General features: G+C 69.4%; 23 protein-coding genes. 3 read left to right on the forward strand and 20 right to left on the reverse strand.

Translation table 11 applies throughout. The features are described 5' to 3' along the window. Nucleotides 1–97: 97 nt before the first annotated feature. The 7 genes from K9U15_RS14190 to K9U15_RS14220 all read right to left on the reverse strand — a co-directional run bounded on the left by K9U15_RS14190 (nt 98) and on the right by K9U15_RS14220 (nt 6,852). Nucleotides 98–652 carry a DUF177 domain-containing protein gene (locus K9U15_RS14190; protein ID WP_096228408.1) on the reverse strand — a complete coding sequence of 185 codons (555 nt, stop codon included), beginning with the start codon at nt 650–652 and terminating at the stop codon, nt 98–100. Then, on the reverse strand, nt 652–1,125 hold the full coding sequence (locus tag K9U15_RS14195; RefSeq protein ID WP_015538879.1) for a hypothetical protein: 474 nt from the start codon (nt 1,123–1,125) through the stop codon (nt 652–654). Before K9U15_RS14195 ends, K9U15_RS14190 begins: the two co-directional genes overlap by 1 nt. A gap of 205 nt (nt 1,126–1,330) precedes the next feature. After that, the gene (gene coaD, locus K9U15_RS14200; protein WP_087192123.1) at nt 1,331–1,810 is read right to left on the reverse strand and encodes a pantetheine-phosphate adenylyltransferase; all 480 of its coding nucleotides are present in this window, start codon (nt 1,808–1,810) and stop codon (nt 1,331–1,333) included. 6 nt (nt 1,811–1,816) lie between these two features. Beyond that, the gene (rsmD, locus tag K9U15_RS14205) at nt 1,817–2,398 is read right to left on the reverse strand and encodes a 16S rRNA (guanine(966)-N(2))-methyltransferase RsmD (RefSeq protein WP_301156443.1); all 582 of its coding nucleotides are present in this window, start codon (nt 2,396–2,398) and stop codon (nt 1,817–1,819) included. Nucleotide 2,399: 1 nt separating this feature from the next. Continuing rightward, nucleotides 2,400–4,589: an ATP-dependent DNA helicase RecG gene (locus K9U15_RS14210; protein ID WP_096228406.1), complete on the reverse strand. Its 2,190-nt coding sequence runs from the start codon at nt 4,587–4,589 to the stop codon at nt 2,400–2,402. Nucleotides 4,590–4,765: 176 nt separating this feature from the next. Further along, entirely contained in the window at nt 4,766–6,397 is a 1,632-nt protein-coding gene (locus K9U15_RS14215; protein WP_096228405.1) for a DAK2 domain-containing protein, read from the reverse strand. Between the two features lie 107 nt (nt 6,398–6,504). Then, nucleotides 6,505–6,852, reverse strand: coding sequence for an Asp23/Gls24 family envelope stress response protein (locus tag K9U15_RS14220; RefSeq protein WP_015538882.1), 348 nt, complete (start codon nt 6,850–6,852; stop codon nt 6,505–6,507). A 228-nt stretch (nt 6,853–7,080) separates the two neighbouring features. Here K9U15_RS14220 and rpmB point away from each other — a divergent pair, with 228 nt between their 5' ends. Then, nucleotides 7,081–7,272 carry a 50S ribosomal protein L28 gene (rpmB, locus tag K9U15_RS14225; protein ID WP_041240000.1) on the forward strand — a complete coding sequence of 64 codons (192 nt, stop codon included), beginning with the start codon at nt 7,081–7,083 and terminating at the stop codon, nt 7,270–7,272. Between the two features lie 116 nt (nt 7,273–7,388). Here the strand turns inward: rpmB and queD are convergent, their stop codons facing one another. The 10 genes from queD to K9U15_RS14275 form a co-directional block, all read right to left on the reverse strand. Continuing rightward, entirely contained in the window at nt 7,389–7,865 is a 477-nt protein-coding gene (gene queD / locus K9U15_RS14230) for a 6-carboxytetrahydropterin synthase QueD (RefSeq protein ID WP_241557765.1), read from the reverse strand. Nucleotides 7,866–7,894: 29 nt separating this feature from the next. Beyond that, the gene (locus tag K9U15_RS14235; protein WP_123674573.1) at nt 7,895–8,614 is read right to left on the reverse strand and encodes a zinc ribbon domain-containing protein; all 720 of its coding nucleotides are present in this window, start codon (nt 8,612–8,614) and stop codon (nt 7,895–7,897) included. 50 nt (nt 8,615–8,664) lie between these two features. Next, a complete protein-coding gene (locus K9U15_RS14240; protein ID WP_241557764.1) occupies nt 8,665–9,561 on the reverse strand; it encodes a Nif3-like dinuclear metal center hexameric protein in 897 nt (298 codons plus the stop codon). A gap of 40 nt (nt 9,562–9,601) precedes the next feature. Continuing rightward, nucleotides 9,602–10,417 (reverse strand): histidinol-phosphatase HisJ family protein, encoded by an 816-nt coding sequence (locus K9U15_RS14245; RefSeq protein ID WP_123674571.1) that lies wholly within the window; start codon nt 10,415–10,417, stop codon nt 9,602–9,604. Nucleotides 10,418–10,422: 5 nt separating this feature from the next. Next, nucleotides 10,423–11,631, reverse strand: coding sequence for a cysteine desulfurase family protein (locus tag K9U15_RS14250; RefSeq protein ID WP_123674570.1), 1,209 nt, complete (start codon nt 11,629–11,631; stop codon nt 10,423–10,425). A 5-nt stretch (nt 11,632–11,636) separates the two neighbouring features. Next, nucleotides 11,637–12,344, reverse strand: coding sequence for a ribulose-phosphate 3-epimerase (rpe, locus tag K9U15_RS14255; protein ID WP_123674569.1), 708 nt, complete (start codon nt 12,342–12,344; stop codon nt 11,637–11,639). Between the two features lie 232 nt (nt 12,345–12,576). Next, nucleotides 12,577–13,248 carry a putative ABC transporter permease gene (locus K9U15_RS14260; protein WP_367316895.1) on the reverse strand — a complete coding sequence of 224 codons (672 nt, stop codon included), beginning with the start codon at nt 13,246–13,248 and terminating at the stop codon, nt 12,577–12,579. Nucleotides 13,249–13,255: 7 nt separating this feature from the next. Continuing rightward, on the reverse strand, nt 13,256–14,587 hold the full coding sequence (locus K9U15_RS14265) for an FtsX-like permease family protein (protein WP_123674567.1): 1,332 nt from the start codon (nt 14,585–14,587) through the stop codon (nt 13,256–13,258). Continuing rightward, nucleotides 14,584–15,339, reverse strand: a complete 756-nt coding sequence (locus tag K9U15_RS14270) for an ABC transporter ATP-binding protein (protein WP_123674566.1) — start codon at nt 15,337–15,339, stop codon at nt 14,584–14,586. Before K9U15_RS14270 ends, K9U15_RS14265 begins: the two co-directional genes overlap by 4 nt. Before the next feature lie 101 nt (nt 15,340–15,440). Further along, nucleotides 15,441–16,400 (reverse strand): helix-turn-helix transcriptional regulator, encoded by a 960-nt coding sequence (locus tag K9U15_RS14275; RefSeq protein WP_123674565.1) that lies wholly within the window; start codon nt 16,398–16,400, stop codon nt 15,441–15,443. A 301-nt stretch (nt 16,401–16,701) separates the two neighbouring features. Here K9U15_RS14275 and K9U15_RS14280 point away from each other — a divergent pair, with 301 nt between their 5' ends. Together K9U15_RS14280 and K9U15_RS14285 are read left to right on the forward strand one after the other, a co-directional pair. Continuing rightward, a complete protein-coding gene (locus K9U15_RS14280) occupies nt 16,702–17,214 on the forward strand; it encodes a methylated-DNA--[protein]-cysteine S-methyltransferase (RefSeq protein ID WP_087192162.1) in 513 nt (170 codons plus the stop codon). A 216-nt stretch (nt 17,215–17,430) separates the two neighbouring features. Then, nucleotides 17,431–19,467 (forward strand): NAD(P)H-hydrate epimerase, encoded by a 2,037-nt coding sequence (locus K9U15_RS14285; RefSeq protein ID WP_301156449.1) that lies wholly within the window; start codon nt 17,431–17,433, stop codon nt 19,465–19,467. On the opposite strand, the gene K9U15_RS14290 is transcribed toward K9U15_RS14285, so the two are convergent. The 3 genes from K9U15_RS14290 to K9U15_RS14300 all read right to left on the reverse strand — a co-directional run bounded on the left by K9U15_RS14290 (nt 19,464) and on the right by K9U15_RS14300 (nt 21,037). Beyond that, a complete protein-coding gene (locus K9U15_RS14290) occupies nt 19,464–19,904 on the reverse strand; it encodes a DUF3887 domain-containing protein (RefSeq protein ID WP_096228395.1) in 441 nt (146 codons plus the stop codon). The two genes, K9U15_RS14285 and K9U15_RS14290, sit on opposite strands and share 4 nt — an antisense overlap. Before the next feature lie 27 nt (nt 19,905–19,931). Beyond that, nucleotides 19,932–20,372, reverse strand: coding sequence for a DUF3887 domain-containing protein (locus K9U15_RS14295; protein ID WP_096228394.1), 441 nt, complete (start codon nt 20,370–20,372; stop codon nt 19,932–19,934). 272 nt (nt 20,373–20,644) lie between these two features. Further along, complete coding sequence (locus K9U15_RS14300; RefSeq protein ID WP_087192166.1) at nt 20,645–21,037, reverse strand: demethoxyubiquinone hydroxylase family protein; 393 nt, start codon at nt 21,035–21,037, stop codon at nt 20,645–20,647. Nucleotides 21,038–21,171 lie beyond the last annotated feature (134 nt).

The following is a 21,171-nucleotide window of genomic DNA, read 5'->3' on the forward strand; positions in this document are numbered from 1 at the left end:
AAAAGGAAACGCCCGCCGGGGGCGGGCGTTTCAAAATGGCGCGGGCAGGTTCATCGAAAATAGCAGGGACAGACCTTCCACGATGGCGGAAAGGAGGTCAGTTCTGCTCGAACGGGAAGTCCTTCAGCACGGCGAACGGGTTGGGCGGCACGTCGTCGCCCCCGTCGCCCTCGGCGGGCGCGCAGCCGCACGGCCCCTCGTTGAGGTTCGCGCCGCACGTGGGGCACAGGCCCTTGCATTCGTCGTCGCACAGCGGCACGAGCGGGAACTCCAGCAGCAGCGCGGCGTTCAGCAGCGGCTCCAGGTCGATGACGTTGTCCTCGGGCAGCACGTCGAACTCGTCGTCGTCCATGTCCTCGGGCGCCTCCTTGTCGGCGCCGAGCAGGAAGTAGCCCTCCACCTCGCCCGTCACGGGGAACGAGAAGTCGTCGACGCAGCGCGCGCACGACGTCCTCGCCTCTCCCTCCACGGTGCCGGTGACGAGCAGCGCGTCGCCCGTGTTCGTCACGTCCACCTGCCAGGACAGCGGCTCGGCGAAATCGTACAGGTCGGGCCCCGCCTTCACGACGGGCACCGTGTACGATCCCTCAAAATGCGAGCTCTCCGCAGGTGCGAAGAGCTCCGAGGGTATGGGGATGCGCGTCGTTTCCATCAGCGGCCCGCGGCGAGCGAGTTGGCGTTGAGGCGGTCGCGGCAGCGGCGCACGTTGTTCAGCAGCGTGTCGAGGCTCTGCTCCACGTGCCCGAACACCTCGTCGGCGTAATCCTCGGCGCCGGCGCGCGTCTGGCGCTCCAGCTCGCGGGCGTCCGCGAGGATCTGGTCGGCCTGCTGCTGGGAGATGCGCACGATCTCCTGCTCGCTGGCGATGGTCATGGCCTGGCTGCGCGCGTCCTCGATCATGCGGTTGGCCTCGGCCTCGGCGTCGTCGAGCAGGCTCTGGCGCTCGCGAACGATCTGGCGCGCCTGCGCGAACTCGCTCGGGAACGTGTCGCGGATCTCGTCCATGATCTCGAACGCCGCGGCTATGTCGACTTGGCGCAAGTTGCTTTTGCCGAAGACCGGCTTCGAGTCCTCGAGAAGAATCGAGAGCTCCTCGAGCAGCCCCAAGACTCCTGTTTCGTCCATGATTGTCCTTCCACCCAAGCGTGCTGCGTTTCAAGTGCGTCGGCGCACGGGGTTTGAGTCTTCCTGCGCGCATGCGTCAAAGTATTCTAGCAGGTTTGAACCCATAACCCAACGTCACTGCACAAACCGTGCACATTTTACCCGGTCGGAAGGCCCCTGTCGTATTCTCGTTGCCATACCGGAACCCGCGCGGCCCTCCTTGGGCCTACTCCGCGAACTTGGCCTCGAGGGCGCCCTTCACGCACGGGGGCACGAAGCCGTTCACGTCGCCGTGCAGGCTGGCAATCTCGCGCACGATGGACGAAGACAGGTACATGTACTGCGGGGGCGACATGATGAACAGCGTCTCCAGCTCCTGGTTCAACTGGTAGTTGAGCGCCGTCATCTGGAACTCGTACTCGAAGTCCGTGATGGCGCGCAGGCCCTTCACCACCACGGTGGCCTCCATGCGGGCAGCGAAGTCCACGAGCAGCTCGTCGAAGGGCTCCACGCGCACGTTGGGCAGGTGGCTCGTGGCCTGGCGCACGAGCTCGGCGCGCTCCTCGAGCGAGAACAGCGGGTTCTTCTTAGGGGAGGCGGCTACGGCCACCACCACCTCGTCCACCAGCTGTGCCGCGCGCGTGATGACGTCGAGGTGCCCGCTGGTGATGGGGTCGAACGTTCCGGGCGTGAGTGCTCGTCTCATAACAGGTCAAAGCTCCTTCGGTCTGAACAGGTCCACGACAGTATCGCCGTACTTCTTGCGCGATGCAAGGGCGAGCCCGCAGGCGGCGGCGGCCGCGTCGGCCTCGCCGCAGGTGCCCGCCCCGTGCTCGTACGCCACGAGCGCGTCCGGCGCGAGGGCGCCGTCGGCCGCGAGGGTTGCCGCCAGGCCGAGCGCACCCTGCGCGGCGAGCGCGTAGGGCGGGTCCAGGAACACGAGGCTGAACGGGGGGCGCGCATGGGCGGGCGGGTCCCTCAGCACGTCGCCGCGGTGGATGCGCGCGCGGCGCGCCTCCAACCCGAGCGCGCGCACGTTGCCGCACAGCACGCGCTGCGCCGCGCCGTCGCGCTCGAAGAAGTGCGCGCAGGCGGCGCCGCGCGAGAGCGCCTCCAACCCGAGCGCACCCGACCCGGCGAACGCGTCCAGCACCGTCGCGCCCTCGAAGCCGCCGCAGGCGCTGTTCACGGCGCTCATGAGCGACTCGCGCACGCGGTCGGTCGTGGGGCGCGTGCCGTCCCCCTTCGGCGCCTTGATCGTACGCCCTTTGAACTCTCCTGCAATGATGCGCATGTCAGCCCCCCTGAACCTCTCCGGCGCGCTTGAACGCGAGCCGCGCCTCGCGCCCGAGCGCGCGGTGCGCGGGCGCCTCGAGCCGCGGATCCTCTTCCAGCAGGGCGCGCGCGTCGGCGTGCGCCGCCTCGATCACCTTGCCGTCCCGCACCACGTTCACCAGCTTGAGCGCGGAGGCGCCGTGCTGGCGGTTGCCCAGGATATCGCCCTCGCGGCGCAGCGACAGGTCGTAGGCCGCCAGCTCGTAGCCGTCGTCGGTGGTCTCCATGGCCGCCAGACGGCGCAGCGCCGCATCCGTGCGCGACGCGCTCACCAGGTACACCTCTCCGGGCTTCTCCCCGCGCCCCACGCGGCCGCGCAGCTGGTGGAGCTGCGACAGGCCGAAGCGGTCGGCGTCCTCCACGATCATGACCGTGGCGTTCGGGACGTCCACGCCCACCTCGATGACGGTCGTGGCCACCAGCACCTGCGTCTCGCCTGCCCGGAAGCGGGCCATGACGTCCTGCTTCTCCGCAGCGGGCAGCCGCCCGTGCAGAAGCTCCACCTTCCAGTCCACGAACGTCTTCTGCTGCAGGAAGGCGGCCTCGCGCTCGGCGGCCGCCACGTTGCCGCCGTCCAGGTCGGCGTCGTCCTCGATGCTGATGGCGGCGTAGGCGTACTCGTCCTCGTCGCCCTCGCGCCCCGCGCGCTTGCCGGCCTTCGCGTCGCGCTCCTCGGCGCTCGCCCCCACGAGCGGGCACACCACGTACACCTGCTCCCCGCGCGCGAGCGCGGCGAGCGCGGCGTCGTAGGCGCGCCCGCGCTCCTGCTTCGCCACAACCTTCGTCGTGCGCGCCGACGTGTCGTGCGGGCGGTGCCTGATGTAGGAGAGCGTGAGGTTGCCGAAGAGCGCCAGCGCCAGCGAGCGCGGGATGGGCGTGGCCGTGAGGTAGAGCGCGTCGGGCGCCTCGCCCTTCGCCAGCAGCTTCGCCCGCTGGTCCACGCCGAAGCGCTGCTGCTCGTCGATGACCGCGAGCGTGCACCGCCTCGGGCGCACGTCGTCCTCCAAGAGGGCGTGCGTGCCCACGAGCACGTCCACCTCTCCCGCCGCCACGCGCGCGAGCACCGCCTCGCGCTCGGCGGGGGGCGTGGATCCGGTGAGCACCCCCCATGAGATGCCCGCCTGGTCGAACAGCGGCCCCAGGCTCTTGCCATGCTGGCGGGCCAGCACCTCGGTGGGGGCCATGAGCAGCGCTTGGCCGCCCGTGTCGGCCGCGGCGGCCAGCGCATGCGCGGCCACGACGGTCTTGCCCGTTCCCACGTCGCCCAGAAGCAGGTGGTTCGCCGTGGCGGGCGCCGCGAGCGCGGCCAGGATGTCGTCGCGCGCGGCCTTCTGCTCGTCGGTGAGCTCCCAGGGCAGCGCTGCGGCGAGCGCCGTCAGGCGCGGGCCGTCCGTCACGTGGCGCACGGGCTCGCACCCCTCGGCGCGCTCCCGGCCCTCCTCCATGAGCATGAGCTCCAGGAACAGCAGCTCCTCGTACACGAGGCGCCGCCGCGCCTCGGAAGCCTCGTCCATGCTGCGGGGGAAGTGGATGGCCGCGAGCGCCGCGCCGCGGCTCATGAGGCGGTACTTCGCGCGCAGCTCCAGCGGCAGCGGGTCGTACAGCCCCGCCACTTGCGTAAGCGCGTTGCCCACGAGCCGGCGCACCCAGGCGGCCGACAGCTTCTCGGTGGCGGGGTGCACGGGTATGACCATGCCGGCAGCCGCGCCCTCGGCGCCTTCCAGCGCCTCGAGGTAGGGGTTCGTCATGCGCTTGAAGCCGTAGTTGAACTCCAGCTTTCCCGCCACGGCGATGCGCATGCCGGCACGCACCTGGTCCATGAGCCACGGCTGGCGAAACGCCGTCACCATGAGCGTGCCCGTGCCGTCCACGAGCGTTATCTCCACAAGCGGCAGCTTCGGCTTGGGGCGCTTCAGCTTTATCTCGTGCACCGTGCCCTCCACCGTGCACTGCTCCCCGATGGCGGCCGAGGCCACCGTCTCGCGCCGCGAGAGGTCGATGTAGCGCCGGGGGAAGTGCGTCACCAAGTCGCGCACCGTGCGCACGCCCAGCGCCTCGAGCGCACGGGCGCGCGCCGGGCTCACCAAACGGACGCGCCCGACGGATTCGTCGAGCGCGAGGGTGGCTGCCAAGCGGTCAGGTGCGTCCATGTGCGTCTCCAGGTCGTTCGAAAGTCAGCGAGGGGCGTCCTCGTGCCGGAGATCGGCCCGCCGCACTGCCAAGCGTACTTCGGTACGCGCCGCGCGGTGCACAAGGGCCGAGATCCGGCACAAGGACGCCCCGCAGCGTCGGCCCGTTCCGCCGTTCGGCAGAACGGCGGAACTCCTTACTCAACCGACATGACCACCGGGTACAGCGGCTGCTCGCCACGGTGCGCGTCGATCTCCAACTCGTCGTACGCCTCCTCGATGCGCGCCACGAGGGCGCCCAAGGCCGCGTCGTCCAAGTCCTCGCCGGCCAGGAGCGTGAGCGTGTCGGCCTCGTCGGCGTCCATGCGGGCCAGAAGGTCCATGACCACGTCCTCCACGGCCGAGCCCACGGCCTCGATGGAGCCGTCGGCGATGCCGATGACGTCCCCTTCGCGGATGGGGTTGTCGTGAGCATCCTTGGCGTCCTTGATGGCGCGCGTCACCTCGCCGGTGCGCACGTCGGCGTACGCCTCCGTCATGGCCTCCACGTTCTCCTCGAGGCTCGCGTCCTCGTCCAGGCCGAACAGCGCGGAGAACGCCTGCGGCACGCTCGTGGTGGGCACGACGGCGCACGGTTTGTCGGACAGGCCGCACGCGCTCTGCGCGGCCATGATGATGTTCTTGTTGTTCGGGAGGATGATCACGGCGTCCGCATTCACCTCGTTGGCGGCATCCAGCAGATCCTTCGTCGAGGGGTTCATGGTCTGGCCGCCCGAGACGACCACGTCCACGCCCAGGCTCTTGAGGATCTTCGCGTTGCCCTCGCCCGCGGCCACGGCCACGAAGCCGATCGGCTTGCGCGCGGCCTCCCCCTCGGCCGCCAGCGCGTCGGTGCGAGCGGCGCTCTGCAGCTGCATGTTGTGGATGTGCACCTCGGCGATCTGGCCGCGCTCCAGCATGTAGGCGAGCACCTTGTCGGGCGTGTTCGTGTGCACGTGCACCTTGAAGTTGGGGTTCTGGCCCACCAGCAGCTCGCAGTCGCCCATGGTGCCCAGGAAATCCAGGCCCTCCTCCGCGTCCAGCGTGTCGGAGTTCACCAGGAACTCGGTGCAGTAGCGGTAAGCCGAGCCCTCCCAGTCGTTGATCTGCTCGATCTCCACCTTCGGGGCCGTACCCCGCGCGAAGGCCAGCTCGTCGCCCAGCGGGCCCTCCTTGCCGGTGAGAGCCGCGGCGAACGCGTCGAAGAAGATGGCCAGGCCGTAGCCGCCCGCGTCGACCACGCCGTTGTCCTTGAGAACGGGCAGCAGGTCGGGCGTGCGCTGCACCGACGCGTAGGCCTCGGCCACCACGGCCTCCAGCGCCTCGTCGGTGGAGAGCTTCTTCTTGCGGGCGCGCTTGGCGGCCGCCGCGCTGTCGCGCAGCACGGTGAGGATGGTGCCCTCCACCGGCTTGCGCACGGCCTGGAACGCCACGTCGACGGCATGGGAGAACGCGGAGTCGATGCTCTCGGCGTTCACGGCCTCGTGCCCGACGCTGCCCTCGCACAGGCCGCGCAGGATCTGCGACGTGATGACGCCGGAGTTGCCGCGCGCGCCCATGAGGGCGCCCGTGGTGATGGCCTTGCGGATCTCGGTGCCGCCAGCGCCGATGGGCAGGTTCGCCAGGTTCTCGACGACGGTTTCCAGCGTCAGCGACATGTTCGTGCCCGTGTCGCCGTCGGGCACGGGGAACACGTTCAGGCGGTTGATCTCGTCCTTGCGCTCGCTCAGCGTCTTGCTCGCGGCAGCTATGGCGTTGAGCAGGTCGTTCGCGGTATAGGATTCTGGCATGGTAGGTCTGTCTCTCTCTCGGCGGTAAACCCCGCGCCCCCTCGGCCGCCTCGGGGCGGGCCGCCCGCAGGCGCGGGGCTCGTCTCTATACGCTTCTCTTCGCGCGGCTACTTGCGCACCTTGACGCCCTGGACGTGCACCTCGACGCCGTCGATGGGCACGCGGGCGTACTCTTTCAGGGCGAACGTCACCTGGTCCACGAGGTTCTGCGACACGGTGTTGATGTTCGTGCCGTACTCTATGACCACGTAGAGCTCCACGTGGACGCCGGCATCGGTCGTGGTGACCACAACCCCGCGGCGCAGGCGGGACGTGGGCAGGATCTTCGCGATGCCGTCGGCCGCGGACGGGGCGGCCATGCCGACGACGCCGTAGCATTCGAGCGCAGCGTTGCCGACCATGTCGGCCAAGACGTCGTTGGCAACGTGCAGGTTGCCGGGTATCACAGTGCTCATGGCTCTTCCTTTCGAAGCGCGGGCGCGAATCCGCGCGGACGTACGCAGGCTATGGACGAAGTATACCGCATGGGCGAAACGCTGTGCGTCGGGCCTGTTCTGGGCGCCGTCCATACTACACGAAAAATTCTTGTAAGGCATTCGTTTTATGTGCTATAGTATGAAGGCTTTTTTGTCATCAACGGTATTTTAGCCGTGCGGAAACAAGACGAACCTGGAGTGATAACGATGTCTAAAGTTTGCGAAGTTTGCGGTAAGCATCCGGTTGCGGGACGCAACGTCAGCCACTCGCACCGCGTGACGAACCGCGTGTTCCGTCCGAACATTCAGAAGATCACCATCAAGGACAAGGAAGGCCGCGTCCGCAAGGCCAACGTGTGCACGAGCTGCATGAAGGCCGGCAAGGTCGAGCGCGCCTAACCGGTTCGTCTCCCGCCCTGCAAGCGAAAGCCCGCAACCGCGGGCTTTTTTGCGTTGGACGCCTTTTCTCGCCTTCAGCCGCCCCCTCCCGGGGGGCGGCTGAAGAGGGGCCCATCCTACGGCCGGTAGACCACCTTCGCTGCCGGGCTCTCCCAGACGGCCACTTCCACAAGCGAGATATGCGCGGGAAACGTCTTCTCCAGCTCGTAGAACACCACACGGGCCAGGTGCTCGGCCGTGGGGTTGATCTCGTCGAAGGGCGGCACGTCGTTCAGGCAGCGGTGGTCGAAGTTCTCCAGCACGCCATGCAGGTCGCGCTTGACGTCCTTGAAGTCGTAGAGCATGCCCACCTCGTCGAGATGCTGCCCCTCGATGGTCGCCTCCACCTCCCAGGTATGTCCATGGAGATACTGGCAGGGGCCATCGTAGCCCGGCAGCGCATGGGCCGCGTCGAAATGGTCCTTCACCGTGAGCTCGTAGTGGCCCCCGCCCACGTGCAGGTGCATGCTGCCCGAAAGCTTGCCAGGGCCGTCGTAGGGGGCATTTCTCTGCACGGCGCAGGTTTCCTGCGCCGTATCCCGGTCGGGCTCCATGGCTCCGCCTTCCACCGTCGGCCCCTCCATCACATGACCACCAGCAGGCGCTTGCAGTGCGGGCACGTGCCGAGCGGCGCCTCCGCCTTCAGGTCGATGAGGCGGCCGCCGTCGATGACGGTGCGGCACACGCCGCAGCGCCCCTCGGTCAGAAGGCCCACGGCCACGCCGCCCGTGCGGGAAGCCGTGCGGTTGTAGGTATCGCGCAGCTCGGGGGACAGCTCGGCGGACATGCCCTCGCGATCGGCGCTCATGCGCGCGATCTCGGCCTGCAGCGCGCCGCCCTCCCGCTGGAACGACACGATGGCGGCGGCCTCCTGCTTATCGACCTCGGCGAGCGCTTGGGACACCTGGCTCTGCACGCCCTCGATCTTCGCCAGCTCCTCGCCCAGGCGCGTGAGCTCCACCTCCAGCGCGTTGCGGCGCTTCGCGAAGCCGTTGAGCTCCTTGGTGTGCGCCTCCACGTTGCGGTAGTTGCCGAGCGATCCGTCGATGGCCTCCTGCACCCGGCGCTGCTTCTCGGCCAGCTCGGCATCTTCGGCCGCGAGCTTCGCGGCCATGCCCTCGGCCCTGGCGCGCATCTCGGCCACCTGCTCGCGCTTCTGCTCGATGGTGCGCTTCTTCTGGCGCGCCGCGAGGATGGTCGCGCGCTGGGGCAGCTCCTCGAGCTTCTTCTTCGCCTTCATCAGGTCGAGGTCGATCTGCTGCATCCGCAGCAAGTTGGTCAGGTCGTCGGTCGTTGCTTGCATGTGCTTCCTTCTCTTCGTTCGGCGCTCGCGCGCCTAATCCCCCGACGCGCCTAGACGCGCGTCGTCTCCGGATACGACCAGTTGTCTCCCTGGTCGATGATGGTGATGAGCTCGCCGGGCACCCCCGCGCCCTCCACGGCCGCGGCCAGCACGGCCGCCAGCGGCAGCTCGCTCGTATCGTGCCCCAGCTCCACGATGGTCAGCCCCGCCTGGGAGAGCGCCAGGGCCTCATGGTACTTTATCTCGCCGCACACCAGGCAGTCCACCTGGTCGCGCAGCGCCGTGGCCGCCACGTCGCCCGCCGAGCCCGTCGTGGTCACCACGCGCTCCAGCTCGCGGGAGAAGTCGCCCCACACGCGCGGCTGGCGCGCGAACACCGAGGTGCAGCGTGCGGCCAGCTGCCCGAGCGTGAGCGGCCCGTCGCCCGCCTTCACGGTGCAGCGCTGGCCGTAGCCCTTGCGCTTCGAGGAGGCCAGCGGCACCTCCACGCTGCGGAACTGCAGGTTCAGCATGCCGGGCAGCACGCGCTGGGCCTGCGCGCTCACGTCGAGCGCCGTGTGGTACGACAGCAGCGCCACGCCGCGCGCCACGGCGGCCCATACGAGCGCCCCGGGGTTCGCCGCCACCGAGGAGGCCGGCGAGAACGAGTCGGGCGGCTGCAAAAAGGCGGGATGGTGCGTCACGAGCACGTTCGCCCCCATCGAAGCGGCCTCCTCCACGGCGTCCACCGTGGGGTCGAGCGCCACGGCCACGCCCTCCACGAGGCGCGCCGGGTCGCCCACCGTCATGCCGGTGCGGTCCCACGCCTCGGCGTCGGCCGCCGGGAACTCCTTGAGCAGCGCGCGCTCCAGCGCGCCCACGGTCATGGTGGGCAGCTGCTTCGAGAGCGGCCCCGAAGCCCGCTGGGCGAGGCCCTTCTGCACCTTGTCCTTCTTCGATCCAGCCATGTCGATCATCTTCCTTCCCGCACGTCGCTCACCATTTGCTTCACAGTATGAGGTCGATCTCGCGCCGGTCGCCCGTGGCGGTGGGAACCGTTACCGTTCGATAACCGCATTCGTACATCAGGCGGTAGGCCGCCTCCACGTCGCGCGCCACATGGTCGGGACGGTGCGCGTCGGTGCCCACGGTGCACGGCACGCCCGCACGGCAGAACTGGCGCAGGAGCGCCGGCGCGGGGAACATCTCCTCGCAGGCGTAATACGACCCCGACGTGTTCACCTCCACCATGCGCCCCGCGGCCGCGCACGCCTCGGCGGCCTGCTCGTAGAGCGGCGCCACGTCGAAGGTCGGGTAGTAGGCGAACTTCTTGGCCAGGTCGGGATGCGACATCACGTGGAACGGCACGTCCGAGGACACGGCGTCGCACCACAGCTCGAAGTAGCGGCGCCAGATGGCGTCGGGCGCGCCCGGCTCGTCCCAGCGGCCGCGCTGCGAGGGGTCGTCGAAGGGCCAGGCGTCCACGAAATGCACCGAGCCCAGCACGAGCTGGAACGGGGCCAGGTCGTCGGCCGCGATGGTGCGGTCGTCGTCGGCTCCGAGCCAGTCCAGCTCGCAGCCCGCGATGATCTCGAGGTCCGGGTGCCGCTCGCGCGCCTCGCTGATCGCCGCCAGGTACTCCCCCATGCGCGCGGCCGGCATGGACAGGTAGTCCCGCGGGTCGAACGCCTTGGAGAGCGGGTAGTGCTCCGTCACGGCGAGGGTCGTGACGCCGGCCGCCTCGGCCGCGGTTGCGAGCTCCTCCACCGTGCCCTCGCCGTGCCCGCAGAACGAGGTGTGCGTGTGCGTGGTCACCAGCTCCATGTTCCCTAGCTCCAATCCAGCACGCCAGCGACGGCTCCGAGGAAGGCGTCGACGTCGCGCTCTGTCGTGTAGCGTCCCATCGAGATGCGCAGCGCCCCGTGCGCGCGGTCGTCGTCGATGCCGAGCGCATGCAGCACGTGGCTGGGCGCGAGCGAATGCGACGAGCAGGCCGATCCGCCCGACACGCCGAACCCGCGCAGGTCGAAGCGCAGGATGAGCGTCTCGCTCTCCAGCCCGCGCACGAGCACGTGCACGATGTTCGGCAGGAATTCCACGCTGCCCGGAGCCACGTCCACCGTGGCCTCCACGGCGTCGTGGGCAGCCAATCCCGCATAGAGCCGGTCGCGCAGCGCGCTCAGGCGCGCCGCCTCACGCTCCTGCAGGCCGCACGCCGCGTGGACCGCAGCGGCGAAGCCCGCGGCGCCGGCCACGTTCTGCGTGCCGCTGCGGCGCCCCGACTCCTGGCCGCCGCCGATCGCCTGCGGCTCGAAGGGGGTGCGCGCCCTCAGGTACAGCGCGCCCACGCCCTTGGGGCCGCCCACCTTGTGGGCCGAGAACGACGCGGCGTCCACGCCCCATGCCCCCACGTCCACGGGCGCCTTCCCGAGCGCCTGCACGGCATCGGTGTGGAAGAGCGCGCCCGCCCCGTGCGCGGCGCGGGCCAGCGCCGCGATGGGCTGGATGCTTCCCACCTCGCTGTTCGCGGCCTGCACGCTCACCAGCACGGCGTCCTCGTCCAGCACGGCCTCGAGCGCGGCCGGCTCCACGAAGCCCTGGCGGTTCGGCGCCAGGCGCGTCACGCGGAAGCCCTCGGCCTCGAGGCGCCTGGCGGGGGCGAGCACGGCGTCGTGCTCCACGGCCGTGGTCACGACATGCGGCACGAAGTCGCCGCCGCCGCGGCGGCGGCGCTCGGCGGCGGCCGCGCGGGCAATGCCGAGCAGCGCCGCATCGTCGGCCTCGGTGGCACCCGACATGAGCACGATCTCGTCGGGCCGCGAGGCGCCCAGGTCGCGGGCGAGCGAGCGGCGCGCGTCCTCGAGGGCGGAGAATGCGGCGCGGCCGGGGGCGTGCAGCGAGTTCGCGTTGCCCCCCACGGCCAGGTTGGCGCGGCCCGGCACCTGGTAGGGCGCCATGGCCAGGGCGGCCTCCTCGCACAGCGGCGCCGTGGCGGCCCAGTCCAGGTAGACGTAGTCGTTCGCGTCGAAGGAAGGCATGCCGCCTACGCCTCCTTCCGTGCCGCGAGCGCGGCCAGGCGCGCTTCCTCGGCCGCCGCGGCGACTTCGGCGAGGGCGCGTGCGGGATCCTCGGCGGCGAACACGGCGTTGCCGCACACGAGCACGTCGGCCCCGGCCCCGGCCACGAGCGGCGCCGTGGCCTCGCCGATGCCGCCGTCCACCTGGATGAGCGGCGAGGCGCCCACGGAGCGTGCGAGCGCGGCCACGCGGGCCACCTTGTCCTCGCTTCCCTCGATGTAACTCTGCCCGGAGAAACCAGGCTCCACGCTCATGACCAGCACCATGTCCACATCGGAGACGACGGGCGCCAGCACGCCGGGCGCCGTGCGCGGCTTGAGGCTGACGGCCGCCTTGGCCCCGGCCGCATGGATGGAGGCCACGGCACGGGCGAGCCCGTCGGCGTCCAGGACCTCGGCATGCACGGTGACGAGGTCGGCGCCCGCATCGAGGAACCATGGCAGCTGCTCCAACGGGTTGTCTATCATAAGATGCACGTCGAGCAGCAGCGACGTGGCCTTCTTCAACTGCTTCACTATCGGCACGCCCATGGTGAGGTTCGGCACGAAGTGCCCGTCCATGACGTCGACGTGCACGTATCCCGCGCCCGCCTCCTCGATGAGGGCGATGTCGCGCCCGAGGTTCATGAAGTCGGCCGACAGGATGGACGGTGCGATCTTCACCGGTTCGAACATGAGGGACTCCTTATCCGGGCGTTGCAGGCTCTTTGACCGTCCCCATTCTAGCGCAACGCCCCGCGCCACCGCATGCCCGGCAGGGGGTACGCGAAGAAAACCACACGTGGGCGGCACGGCTAACACCTGGAAGGACCGAACGCACCGGCATTGCCTCCTGCAAGGAATCGGCGATTGCGTGTCTCCCTGGTCGCCCGCCGCCGACGGGCAGTGCCGGCGGCGCGACGCAAGGCTATGGCAGAAGCAAGAGGCAGAAACCGGCTCCCATGCCGGCGGACACGAGGTTCAAGGCACCTTCGGGCACCTGCCGTAGAAAAGCGGCAAGCTTCGGGTGGACGACCCAGGTCATGAGCGTGGCTGCCGCACCGAACGCGAGGGCGTTCTGCAGGCACACCTGGCCCATGAAGTTGCAGAACATGTCGCTGTAGTCCCACAGCGGCAGCACGCCGTCGGGACCGGGCCGGTTCAGCACGAGGCCCATGGCCAGCTCGATGAGCGTGCACGCGAGCGTGTTCGCGGCGAAGCTCGCGAGCAGCGGCGCGACACGGCCCCCGAAATGCCGCTCAAGGCGGTTCTTGACGGGGAACAGCACGAGCACGCAGGCAACAGCGCCGAAGCCGTACACGCAGAACGGGTAGAGCCAATCCGACCATATCTGGGAGCCCGGGTCATAGGTGCCGGGGACGAGCCCGAAGCGGATGAGCGTGCAATAGCCGATCTCCATCCAATGCCCCGCCACGCTGAACACGCAGAAGTAGATGGCAAGGTCCCGCCAGAACGCCCAAGGCCCTCTCCGGCCGCAGCCGCACCGTCCCGGAGAACCGAGAATCCCCAAGACCGCCCGCTTGCGCCGGGACAGCCTCGCCCGCGCTCCCGCCTCGACCGGCTGTCCGGGGGGAGACACGAGAGCCTCACTCCCCCGCCGCCAGCACGGCTGCAGGCGCTCGGCCGAGAGCAGCGCACGTAGGTACGAGGGTCGCTGCCAAGACGAGGGCGAATCCTGCGAGCGAGACGACGAGCCCCTCGCCGAACGCGAGGTTCGCGAACAGGGGCAGTCCCACCGCGTAGGCGACAACGGCGTTGGACGCGACCACGACCGCAGCCCCCACGAGCGTGGCGGTGACGGCGTGGATGAGCGCCTCGCACACGGCGGCCCCCAGCAGCGTTCCCGGCCGTGCGCCGCTCGCGACGAGCAGGGCCACGTCGCGAGTGCGCGTCTTCGACGACATGACCACGCTCACTGCCGCGCCCACGGCGCACAGGAGGATGGGGCCGCCGAGCAGCAGGATGGCCGAGGTGAAGTCGAGCGAAGCGTTGAAGGTCGAGCCCTGCTGCCGTATGACGGCCGTCAATGAGCTGCTAAGCGAAAAAATCCCGGCCACCAGCCCGAACCCCACCATTATGGGCGTCTCCACCGACGTGCTGGCCAAAAGGCCGAAGCGCGCGGTGTGCCGCGCCAGGCACCAGGCGCACGAGCGACCCTGCGGAACGAGCGAGGTCCAAACCCCCAGCAGGGAGGAGAAGACCACGGGAGCCACCGGAACGAGCGTGGCCGCCATGAAAAGCGGAAGGAACAGCGAATTGCCCAAAGCGTCCAGGTCTTTCCCGAGCAGGGAGGCGGCAAGCTGCCCTGTGCCGAAAGCCAACCCCGCGAACAGCAGGACGCGCAGCCACGTCATGCCCTTCCGCGCCGGCTCCGGTTCGCGCAGCGCGTCGAGAGGCGGCGTCCTCCCCGCGCTGCGGGCCCCCTTCGAACCCCCGACGAGGAACACGCACGCCACCACAAGCCACACCGCGGGCATGAACGGCAGCCCTGCGTCGGGAACCACGTGGTCGATAGGCTGGTACTGGGGCGAGCTGAACACGAGCGGAAACAATGGGGCGAACGAGACGGCCTCGATGAGCGTGCCGGCCACCGCGCCCAGCATCGCCACCACGGCCAGCTGCGCTAGCACCACCGCGGTCACCCGGCGCGGACCCACGTTCGCCAACTGCCAGAGCGCGTAGCTTCGACGCTGCGCCGCGACCGTCAGGCCCGCCGCCGACACGAGCACCGCCACCGCCGCGACCGAGGAGAACACGAGCACCGACGCCGCGAGCGGTTCCGTGTTCGGGTACGTTCTCGCCGTGGCCATCAGCGACGCCGCGAAGCCGCCGATGAAGCCGCAGGCCACGGCCACCAGAAACGCGCCCGTCCACGTGGCGGCATGGTCGCGCAGGTCGCAGAGCACAAGCCGGATCATCGTGCCGCCTCCAGCGCCTCGAGGATCTCCGCCGGGGCGGAGCGTCCCAGCTCGCGCAGTACCTGGCCGTCCTTCAGCACGAGAACGCGGTCGGCCAGCGAAGCAGCCTCCAGGTCGTGGGTCACCATCACCACCGAGCGCTGCGGGTCGTCGGCGATGCCGCGCAGCATGCCCAGAACCTCGCGGCCGTTGCGCGAGTCCAGCGCGCCGGTGGGCTCGTCGGCGAAGATCACGTCGGCCCCGCCCGCGAGCGCGCGGGCGATGGCCACGCGCTGCTGCTCGCCGCCCGACATATCCGCGGGCCGGCTCTTCGCGCGTCCTTCCAGCCCCACGCTCGCGAGCACGGCGGCCGTCTGCTCCGTCGTGAGCGGACGGCCCGCAAGGCGCGCGGGCAGCGACACGTTCTCCCCCGCGCTCAGCGAGGGCACGAGGTTGTACGACTGGAAGATGAAGCCCACGTGGTCGCGGCGCGTCTTGAACAGCGCGGTGCGGCTTGCGCGCACGACCTGCCGGCCCATCACCTCTATGGAGCCGGCGTCGGCCGATTCCAGCCCCGACAGGCAGTACAGCAGCGTCGACTTCCCCGAGCCGCTGGGCCCCACGATGCCGACCATCTCGCCGGGCTCGACGCGCAGGCTGACGCCGCGCAGCACGTCGACGACCCGCCGCCTGCTCCCCCTCCCCGCGCTGAACGATTTCCTGACCTCGCGTGCTACTACGGTGGCACGCGTGCGCTCTCCTACAGCATTCATGCGTTCTCCTTTGGATTTTGGCATCATCGACCAGGGCGAAGTAGCCTTCGCCCTGGGTTGAACCATATGAACGAGCGGTTTGGAATGGCGTGCGAGACGCCTTAGCGGCTGCTCCGCGAGGAACGAAACGCCTTGATCGCGGCGCACACGATGCCGCCGACGGGCCATGCCAGCAGGAAGAGAGGTGCCGCAGGCGTGAACGCCAGCACGAGGCCGACCGCCGTTGCCGCGCACATGACGGCAGCGTAGGTGCCGCTCTCGCGCTTCGCACGGCGGGCGCGCTCGGCAAGACCATCGTCACACATGGCCTCGATCTGCTCTTCGCTCATACCTCCGAGCGATCTGCGGTTGTAGCGCGTGAGGTTGCAGCGCGAGCCCAGCAGGCAGCTGCGCACGATGACGAACACGCCGACCGCAGCGCACAGGAAGAACACCGCGCTTGCAAGCCACACGTCCGCCTGCAGCACGATGGTCGCAGCCATCCCCGCCAAGATGAGGGCGATGCCCGCCACGAGGCCCGTCGAAAGGGTCGCTCGGGCTTGTGTTTTCTGGTCGGCCGTGTAGAAGTCTCCGACGAAGGGGTGCGCCTTGCGGAACGCGCTGCGCTCGAACGACGCGGGAAGGATGAGCGCGAGCCCGGCGGCCGCGCCGACGAACACGAGCACGGTTGCGAAGTTCCGCACCTCAAGCGACGGCATGAGCGCAGGATCGGACAGCAGCAACGCCAGCGCGGCGCCCAGGATGACAACGGCGATGCCGAGCGGGAGCTTCCACGCGAACGTGCGCATAGCCTGGTCGTAGCCGGTCACGTCCTGGGGCTTCCCCGCCGGCACGCTGGAGGCCTCGGCGGCCGCCCGCCCGGTCAGGTCGCCGCACACCAGCTCGTCGAGCGTGCATTCGAACAGGGCGCACATGCGCAGCAGCTTGTCCATCTCCGGGCACGCGCGCTCGGCCTCCCATTTCGACACCGATTGGCGGCTGACGCCCAGCAGCATGGCAAGCTGCTCCTGCGTCATGTTGCGCGTGGCGCGCAGGTGCTGCATGTTTTCGCGAAAGCTCATAGACCCGTCCTTCGTTCGCGCGATCGATGAACCTATCATGCAGGCGCCCCGGTGCCCGCTCAACCAACTTGCGGCTTCTTTTTTGCGGCGCTCCTGACAACTTCCGGTATCGAAACGCAGGTCAAGGCCAAGTATACCGCAGCTACGGAAATTTCCCGCCGTGCGGACGCGGGAGGGAGCGCATCCTGTTGCCGCACGCCCCCCGAAGGTGACGCCTTGATGCAGAAGGGACCACCGGCGCGCCGCGAGGACCGCGTGCGCATTATAATGGAGACCGTCCACGACCGAGAGAAGGTGCGCCATGACCGGCCCCGCCCCCACCTACTTCGCCTACCGCACGCCGCTCGGGCACGTGACCATCGCCTCGGACGGGCGGGCGCTCACGGCCCTCGCATTCGGCGAGCGAGAGCTGGAGGGCCGCAAGCTCGCCACCGAGCTCACGAACCGCGCCGCCAACCAGTTGCAGGAATACCTCGCCGGCAAGCGCCGCGCGTTCGACCTGCCGCTCGCCCCCGCCGGCACGGAGTTCCAGCGGCGCGTGTGGGAGGCCCTGCGCGAGGTGCCCTACGGCGAGGCGCGCTCCTACAGCGACCTAGCGGCAGCCATCGGCAGCCCTCGCTCGTGCCGGGCCGTGGGCAGCGCCTGCAACAAGAACCCGCTGCCCGTCATCGTGCCCAGCCACCGCGTGATCGGCGCAAACGGGGCCCCCTCGGGGCACGGCGACGACGCGAAGGCCAAGGCGTACCTGCTGGACCTGGAACGACGCACCCTACGGGCCGAGGCGCAGGCGAAGGAGCCGACGGCGCGCGCCTAAGGGGGAGGGCGCGGGGCCCGACGCCCGCTCCCAGGCGGAGGACCGTTCAGAACCGCATGAGCCGGACCGCGGTGCAGAGAAGCCGCGCAACCGAAGCGTCGAGGCGATGACGCGGGAGCCGGCTCGCGCGCCATCGCCTATAATCGTCACGTGCGCCGTGCGGACACACCCTGCGCACGGCCCCTGCGCACCCGACTCCCAAGGAGAGCCTGTTCCATGAGCGTCTACACCGGCAACATCGTGTTCGGCCTTGTGACCTTCCCGCTGATCGCCTTCGCCATCACGCTGCCCTACATGGTCTACCAGTACCGCAAGTTCGGCTCCATCCCCTGGCTGCGCACGCTCGTCGTGTACTCGTTCGTGTTCTATATGCTCGTGGCCTATTACATGGTCATCCTGCCGCTGCCGGAGAACCGCTCGGCCGTGGTGCCCTATGCGGCGCACCCGCAGCTCGTGCCGTTCCACTTCGTCCAGCTCATCGCGGACAGCTCCACGGCCTCGCTCGCGGACCCCTCCACCTGGCCGGGCCTGCTGCGCAACCCCAACGTCTACGAGGCCCTCTTCAACGTGCTGCTACTGGTGCCCCTGGGCATGTACCTGCGCTACTACTTCAGGCGCACGTGGTGGCAGACGCTGCTCATCGGGTTCGCCACCACGCTGTTCTACGAGATGTCGCAGATCACGGGCTTGTGGGGCCTTTACGTGCACCCGTACCGCCTGTTCGACGTGGACGACCTCATGCTGAACACGCTCGGCGCCATGGTGGGCTTCTGGGCGGTGGGGCCCGCGATGCGCGTGCTGCCCGACATGCGGCTCGTGAACATGGAGGCGCGCGAGGCTGGCGTACGCGCGAGCGTCACGAAGCGTGCGCTGTCGTTCGGCATCGACTTCGCGATCGCCTGCGCCGCTACGGTGGTCACCGGCGCCGTTCGGCTGATGGTCGTCACGCAGGCGCCCCTTCCCGCCGGAGGCTGGTTCGGCCCCGGCTGGGTGGCGTGGCTGTCGTTCGCGGCGGTGTTCATGCTGATCCCCGTGCTCCTGCACGGCCAGACGCTCGGCCAGAAGCTGCTGAAGCTGCGCATCGTGCGCTCCGATGCTTCGCCGGCGCGCTGGTACCAGATCGTCGCCCGCTACGGGCTGCTCTTCCTGTTCGCCACTATGCCTTTCAAGCTCCTGGTCGGCACGATGGGCCTCGACGCGTCGCAAGCGGGCGCGACGAACGCAGTGCTGGCGTTCGTCGCGCAGAACCGGGCAGCCCTCATCTGGATCTGGCTCGCGTTCATGGCCGCCTGGGCCGCGTCGCTCGGCGTGCGCGCCGTGCGCGCGGCGGCGCTGAAGCGTCCGTTCGTCATGCTCAACGGCGTGCTGTCGAACACGCGGGTCATGACCGTGGCCGGCGTCGAGGTCGCACGGGAGCGCCGGGCCGTGATGGACGTGGCCGAGGTGGCCGCTCTCGAGCGCCGCATCGCCGAGGACGGCACGCCGCTCGCCACGCTCATGGAGCGCGCGGGAGCCGCCGTGGCCGACGAGGTGCGCGCCTGGGTGCCCGACCCCTCCCCCGTCGTGGTGCTCGCCGGTTCGGGAAACAACGGCGGCGACGGCTGGGTGTGCGCCCGCTCGCTGGCCGAGGCGGGTTACCCCGTGACCCTCGTGGCGCCCGATTTGGCCGAGCGCCTGCATGCCGAGCCGGCGCGCACGACGGCGCTCGCGGCGTTCTCCGACGCGGCGGCGCGCGACCTGCCGCTCTCGGTGCTCATCGCACCCGACGCCGACGTGCTGGCAGATGCCGTCGACCGGGCCGAGGCCGTGGTGGACGCGCTCTTGGGCACCGGCTTCAGCGGCGACGAGGTGCGCGAGCCGTATGCAAGCTGGATACGCGCCGCCAACCGCCGTCGCTTCGAGGGCACGCGCGGCAAGGGACGCGGCCGCCACCGCAAGCGCACGCACGAGCGCGGGGAGCACGAACGGCCCCGGCGCTCGCTGCCCGCGAAGGCGAAGGGGGCGCCCTTCGCCGTGGCCGTGGACGTGCCGAGCGGCCTTGCGGCCCAAACCGGCACCGCGGCCCGGCCGACGTTCGCCGCCGACCTGACCGTGACCATGCTCGCGTTCAAACCCGGCTTGGTAGAGCCTGTCGCCGCGCCCTGGACCGGCGCCGTGAAGCTGGCGAAGCTCGGCACGGACGTACCCGCCCTGCGGGACGAGCTGCGCCGCAGCGCGGCCGGCGACGGGGCGGGAGCCGATGCGGAGGCCTAGCCCTCCACCTTGTACACGTAGAGCCCAGCCAGGGAGCCATCTTCGTAGAAGCTCACATTGAACTGGGCTTTCTGGTTCTCGTAATCGGCACGCTGGACGACGGTGGCGGCCGACCGGCCGCCTGGCTCGCTCTGGCCGTACCTCACGTCTGCGAAGCCCTCGAACGAGCCGAACTGGTCGAGGGCGCCGCCCAGGCCTTGCTCCAGCTTCTCGGCGGTCGCGTTCCCGTCGTCCCAACGGGCAGCCACCTCGTCGAAATCGCGCGCATTCACCAGCTCGATGACCTCGCGCGCCTGCTCGGTGACGGCAGCCTCGTCCGCCCACGCCGGCAGCCCCTCCCGGTAGTTCTCGTCCGAGGCGCTCGACCCGCAGCCCGCCAAGCACAGCACGGCCAGCGCAGCCATGAGCGCCGCCGCTGCCAGCATCCTCTTCTTCATAAAGTCGCTCCTTCCACGACAAGGCACCTAGCTGAGGCGGAATCCGACGAGCCTGCCGTCCTCGGCGATGCCGACGGAGTAGACCAGGTCGTCGTTCTCGCAATGCGCCTGCTGGACCACGATGGCCGCCATGCCGTCCGCACCTCCGTCGTAGTGCGCGAAGGACACGTCGCCGTACGATTCGAAGCCGCCGACGTCCTCGGCCGCCCGGGCAGCCTTCTCGAAATCCGAGGCAGCCGGCGCAGGATCGCCGAACAGCAACGCCAAGCCCTCGTAGTCACCTGCAACGAACAGGTCTATCGCGTCGCGCGCCTGCGCGGTGACGGCGGCCTCGTCCGCCCACGCCGGCAGCCCCTCGACATCCTGCTGGGCCTCCCGGCCCTCCGTATCCCCCGAGCCGCAGCCCGCCAGGCCGAGCATCAGCGTCACGGCTGCCAGCAAGGCGACAATCAGAAGCCTTTTCCTCATGGAGCATCCCTCTCCCTCCGAGCCCAGCCGGAAACCCCGGCCATTCCCGCCATCCACGTTATCCGCCCGATCTTACCCAAAGGATATCAGAAACGCATCCCGTCTGCGCAAAAAGACCCTCCTCTGGATGGGGGGTCCGGAGGAGGGCCATGCAGTACGCACTGAGGAGAAGGGGAAGGTGCGCATGCTTCACGTGCCCGTCGAAGGTTTGAGAGAGAGGGGGGGGGTTCACACGAGAGACGAGACGACGGGTCACTCGAATAGGTTGTCTTCTACTTGCTGTTCCTGCCCGACTCCAGCTCCTCTTGGGTACCGGTGTCGTTGCGTATGGACGATCCCATGAGATCGTCGGCCACGCTTTTGTCGATGCCCAGCTCGGCCATCATGCCCTCAACTTCGCCCACGCCTTCCGCCAGGTGCCCGGCCTCGGCCGGGTCGAGGTACTGGAGCAGTGCGAGCAGCTCGCCCATGTGCTCCTTCTCCTCGTCGGCGATGTCCAGGAACACCTTGCGCGCCACCTCGTCATCGGTGGCCGCCGCATGCGCCTCGTAGAGCATCTGGGCCTCCAGCTCGCCGGTCAGCTCCACGCGCACAGCCTGCACGAGCTCCTGCTTCGTCATCGTGCGCGGAACGTTCGCGACGAACGGGTTTGCTAGCTCGGGCATGGCGTGCTCCTTCTCGATGCGGTCCGCTGCCGTTTCCGGAGCGGAGGGGGTCGTCGTTTCGGACAAGAGGTACCTTAAGCCACCACGGCACGTCCCGCAACGCGATTCCCCCGACGGTAAGCCCCCGGTCATCG

The organism is Gordonibacter sp. RACS_AR68 (assembly GCF_030418485.1).
Classification (GTDB): Bacteria; Actinomycetota; Coriobacteriia; order Coriobacteriales; family Eggerthellaceae; genus Gordonibacter; species Gordonibacter urolithinfaciens.